Source organism: Mesorhizobium sp. M2A.F.Ca.ET.039.01.1.1 (assembly GCF_003998035.1).
Classification (GTDB): domain Bacteria; phylum Pseudomonadota; class Alphaproteobacteria; order Rhizobiales; family Rhizobiaceae; genus Mesorhizobium.
This window is the reverse complement of the sequence record NZ_RZRY01000499.1, coordinates 1-4,787: the sequence shown is the minus strand read 5'-3', so window position 1 is coordinate 4,787 and position 4,787 is coordinate 1. Positions and strand designations below refer to the sequence as shown.

General features: G+C 60.1%; 5 protein-coding genes and 1 pseudogene. 5 read left to right on the top strand and 1 reads right to left on the bottom strand.

Going from position 1 to position 4,787, the window contains the following annotated elements; all coding sequences use genetic code 11:
- Together EOA24_RS27790 and EOA24_RS27785 are read left to right on the top strand one after the other, a co-directional pair.
- Window positions 1-696 (top strand): PLP-dependent aminotransferase family protein (locus EOA24_RS27790; protein ID WP_133374640.1); only part of this gene is annotated, 696 nt, incomplete at its 5' end.
- A 198-nt stretch (window positions 697-894) separates the two neighbouring features.
- On the top strand, window positions 895-1,110 hold the full coding sequence (locus EOA24_RS27785; RefSeq protein ID WP_126080055.1) for a hypothetical protein: 216 nt from the start codon (window positions 895-897) through the stop codon (window positions 1,108-1,110).
- Window positions 1,111-1,197: 87 nt separating this feature from the next.
- On the opposite strand, the gene EOA24_RS27780 is transcribed toward EOA24_RS27785, so the two are convergent.
- Window positions 1,198-2,043, bottom strand: a complete 846-nt coding sequence (locus EOA24_RS27780; protein ID WP_126080054.1) for a methyltransferase domain-containing protein — start codon at window positions 2,041-2,043, stop codon at window positions 1,198-1,200.
- Window positions 2,044-2,541: 498 nt separating this feature from the next.
- Between EOA24_RS27780 and EOA24_RS43360 the strand changes: the two are divergent.
- The 3 genes and pseudogenes from EOA24_RS43360 to EOA24_RS27765 form a co-directional block, all read left to right on the top strand.
- Window positions 2,542-2,782 (top strand): annotated as a pseudogene (locus tag EOA24_RS43360) (Arm DNA-binding domain-containing protein); the annotation flags it as partial.
- A gap of 182 nt (window positions 2,783-2,964) precedes the next feature.
- Entirely contained in the window at window positions 2,965-3,921 is a 957-nt protein-coding gene (locus tag EOA24_RS27770; protein ID WP_127410279.1) for an AraC family transcriptional regulator, read from the top strand.
- Window positions 3,922-4,195: 274 nt separating this feature from the next.
- Window positions 4,196-4,787: NADP-dependent oxidoreductase (locus tag EOA24_RS27765; protein ID WP_133374639.1), on the top strand; the 592-nt coding region annotated here is incomplete at its 3' end.

Below are 4,787 nucleotides of genomic sequence, written 5' to 3'. Positions count from 1 at the left end.
CCCCATCTCATCTATGTGACGCCGGCCTGCCAGCATCCGCTCGGCATCACCATGCGCATGGAGGAGCGGCTGCGCCTGCTCGACATCGCCGAGACCGCCAATTCATGGGTGATCGAGGACGATTTCGACGGCGAATACCGCTTTCAGGGCCGCCCCGTGCCGGCGATCCAGAGCATGGACCGCTCCGGCCGCGTCATCTATGTCGGCACCTTCGCCAAGCTGCTGTTCCCGGCCCTGCGCCTCGGCTTCATGGTGCTGCCGCCGGAGCTCGCCGGCCGCATCGTCAACGCGCTCTCCACCACCGGCCAGTTCGCGCCGCTGCTCCTCCAGGCCGCCTTGGCCGACTTCATCACCGAAGGCCATATGAGCCGGCACCTGAAGCGCATGCGCCGCATCTACGCCCAGCGCCGCCAGCTTTTCCGCGACATCGTCACCGAGCGCCTGCGCGACGAGATCACGCTTTCCCCCGCCGAAGCCGGCATCCAGGTGGTGGGCTATCTGAGGGACGGCATCGACGACATCAAGGTCAGCCAGGCCGCGGCGAAGCGAGCCATCAACGTCTCGCCCCTGTCGAAATATTTCCAGAACACGGCGCCGACCCAAGGCCTGGTGCTGGGCTACGCGGCGTGCGACGCGGCGCAGACGCGGGACGGGGTGGAGCGGCTGGTGGCGGCGATAGGGGAGGTGCTGGGGTGAGGCTTTGGCAGTCCAGAAAACTATAGCGAACCGCCTGACATTGGGCACGCAGGAGGAGATGAAACTGGGCGTTGCTATGTTACTTTGGTGACTATCAATTCTAAACGCTCACCACTGACCGCACGTTCGGTCGGGCACAAATGTCACCGTCGCCGCCGGGCATTGTGCAGCGGCGGAACATTCGAACCGGAGGCTCAAATGCCAGTTGTCCAGGAAGAAGAACCTTCGGCCGCCGTTCACTCACATCCTGAGGAAATCAAGTCGGTTTTTGACCTGCGTTTGGGGAAGCATGTGACCTTGCAAGGCAGTGCCAGGATAACGCCCGCAGGCGTGATCAGCGCCGGAATCGCGGTGGCCGCTATGATGCTTGCGCTGCGTTATCTTGCTTCATCGGGCAGGCGTCGCAGGCAATAAGGTGGGATGCCCGGCTTTATTGGCGCACCCGACAAGAAGCGGCGTGTGCCAGAGCTTGCGCAATAGCGGTGAGCAGCGAAAGTTGGTTTAGCTCTGCGGCACGATGCCTAAGTTGAGCACCCACATTTCACGATAGCAGAAGTTGGGGTCGGCAATCAGGCGCTCCGGCTCGTCGCCTATTGCCTTCCATTGAAGATGATCCGCTTCTGGCAAATCGCACGTCCGGGCGAGCCCAGATAGGAACTTGAGATTGTTCCGAATGTAGTCACGCTCTACTGGCCTGAGCGGCTGGCGGCGCTCTGCCAGCGTTGTGATGGCGGAGACGTTCTCGAGCCCCGTCGACCGAAACCAGGCCGCCAAGCGAGTTCCCCTCATGGCGCCGGAAAGCTGTACATCATCGGACAACGCGTCGAGCAGACGCCAAGTCAGTTTGGGATCGTGCGGCTGAAACTGCCAAACCGAGATATCGACTTCCTTCACAGCAACAAGCCCACCCGGTTTCACGACGCGGCGGAACTCCTCGATTGCCTTGGTAAGTTCTTCGTCGCTTAGATATTGGGTAGCGTTTGCGCTCCAAAGCGCGTCGAACGCGCCCGTCCCATACGGCAGATCGGTCATGTCACCGGTTCGCGCGCTTATCGGACAGGCGAACTGCCGGCTTGCGATCAAATCTTCGATTGCCTCAACATTTTCTGGCGCCAGATCGAGAGCCTCGACGCGCCCCTCGGCACCCAGCAAGTCCGCCATTAAAGGCAGGAAGACCCCATTCCCTGCGCCTGCGTCCAGCACTGACCAACCGGGTTGGATACCGGTGGCGCGGAGGGTGGCATCATACTCGTCCTTCAGTGCAAGGTAATGAACATCAAGATGTCCACTACCGCTGAGCTTGTGCCCAGCCGATGTGATTTGCTCGGAATTCGAGACGTTCCTCATTTTGCCAATCGAGCCCTAGCTCCGGATAGCGACAGTTTCCCCGAATGCGGCATCAATGATGACACCTACCGCGAGGTACATCAATTTACCCTGGAAATAAGCTCCTAGAATTCCTTAGCTCTCGATCCCTCGAGAACGCGCCACCGACGCAACCCAAAGCAATGATTCAACAAAAATTGGGCGCTCGTCCAACTGTGTATCAAACCCAGCACCAAAATGACTAATCCCTGACCAGGACTGAAAAGCCATCACATCATAAGCTAGGACAGGGATGGAATGGCGCACCCGACAAGATTCGAACTTGTGACCTCTGCCTTCGGAGAATGGATAGTCGGTTTCGCCGAACCTATCCGCTTCTATCCGATTGCGCGCTATGCCACGGAATCACAAAACAAATTTGAATTCGATAGCATCAGGGCTACGACAGGGCGGCCGAAACCCTGCCCTGCCGTGCCTACGCTTTGCTTACGCGCGGATCTTTGACGGAGGCGCCCGGGCATGGCGAAGCTGACCAAACGAACTGTTGATACCACTGAAATTCGTTTCGCGGACTATGTCATTTGGGACGAGGAGTTGCCCGGTTTCGGGTTGCGTCTTCGCCTCGGGGAAGCCAAGCTACGTCGTGCAATACCGTGCCGCAGGCCGGTCGCGCCGCTACACGATCGGACTGCATGGCGTTTGGGCTCCCGAGGAAGCCAGGCGCGAGGCCAAGGTCCTGCCTGGCCAGGTCGCACGAGGTTAAGGCGCGCTTGTTAAGTCGAGCGCCGGACGTTGTGGCGGCGTCTGATCCAAGCCACTTGTTCGGATCGTGGCTCGCTCACAATCCAGGCACGCTTCGGAGCTAGGTTCTGGAATGAGTGCGACTAGTAGAACCAATGCACCATTGCGGTAAGATTTCACCATTTCCGGTTTCGAGAACCAATGTCTGAAATGGACTGGCTTAGCCATCTCTTGCAAATCATCACCGTTAGCGGCCAACTCGAGGTCCGCTGCGCTTACGGTGCGCCATGGCGTGTCGCCTGGGGCCAAGCGGCGGCGAACGAGATCCCCTTTCACGTCATAGTCAAGGGTCGCGCCATTCTCGAGGATCCAGAGTCGAAAACGGCGCGGGAACTGGTGAGCGGAGATATCGTGCTGCTGCCTCACGGTGCGGCGCATGTGCTGCACGATGGTAGCGGGCAAAGGCCCATCCGGACGCACGAAAGCCTCGGCTCTGCCGGATGGATGCTAAGCGAGAACGACAGCCAAGGCGAGCAACTGGATCTGTTGTGCGGTCGCTTTTTCATCGCGCCGCCGCATGACCGGCTGATCCGCAACTACATGCCGGCAAATCTGGTGGCGCGGGCCTTGAACGGCCAGGCGGAAGAAGGCATCGGGTCCGCTTCCAACGAACTTGCCGGTCTTGTCGGGCTGATGCGAATGGAGTCAGCGACCGACCGAGCCGGAGGACGTGCCATTCTTAACGCGCTTTCGTCGGCCCTGTTCACATTGGTACTGCGCGCCGCGAGCCAATCGGGGAAAGCCCCAGAGGGTCTGTTGGCCTTGGCCGGCCATCCGCGCCTTGCTCCGGCCATAGCCGCGATGTTCGCCAATCCGGCACGGCCTTGGAAACTGCCCGAACTGGCCGATTTGTGCCGCATGTCACGCGCCACGTTCATGCGCCAGTTTCAGGACAAGTTGGGTCGCTCTGCACTCGACTTTTTGACTGACCTTCGCATGAGCCTGGCCGCCAACGAGTTGAAGAAGCCGGCGATCAGTACCGAGGCTGTGGCCGAGACCGTTGGGTATCATTCCGTTTCGGCATTCCGGCATGTCTTCGCCGAAAGGATAGGGATGACGCCGGGAGAGTGGCGACGACTGGCGCGCAAGGGCGAGTAAGACGCGCGGTATGACACTCGAAAGGCTAAATTGATCCTTTCGCGCATCATATTGAGCTGATTGGGTCTCGAAATTATCAGGCCCGCCCGTAAATTGGTTCCCATAAACATCGATGAGGGAGCCATCCAATGAACTTTATCAGTATTGCCATCACCCTGTCTCACGGTTGGGCGCGGAAGGCGCCGAACCGATAGCCAACTGCGCGAGAGGTCGCGAAGACCTTCCACGTCTGCAACTTACCTCGAACCAACAAATCACTGAGGAGACAATTCCCATGAAAGCAATCGTTGTAACGGACCAGACCGCGGGAACCGCCGGCATGACACTGGCAGAGCGGCCCGAGCCACAGCCAGCGATAAACGATGTCGTCGTTCAGGTTCATGCGGCGGGATTCGTCAACACTGAGTTAGAGTGGCCTTCGACTTGGGCGGATCGGGCCTTCCGTGACCGGACGCCGTCGATCCTCGGGCATGAATTGGCTGGCGTGGTCACCGCGCTGGGCTACGGCACCACGGGGCTGTCGATCGGTCAGCGGGTGTTCGGCCTGTCGGACTGGCATCGCGACGGCACACTTGCCGAATACGTCGCGATGGAAGCACGCAATCTCGCGCCATTGCCCGGCGATGTCGACTTCGCTGTGGGCGCGAGTCTGCCGATCTCGGGGCTGACCGCATGGCAGGGCCTGTTTCAGCATGGCCGCCTTCAGGCAGGACAGAGCGTGCTGGCGCATGGCGCGGCCGGCGCCGTCGGTTCGGTCGTGACGCAGCTTGCGCGGGAAGCCGGCGCCTATGTCATCGGCACCGGACGCGCCGCCGACCGCCAGAAGGCACTCGACTTCGGTGCAAATGAATTCGTCGACCTAGGGA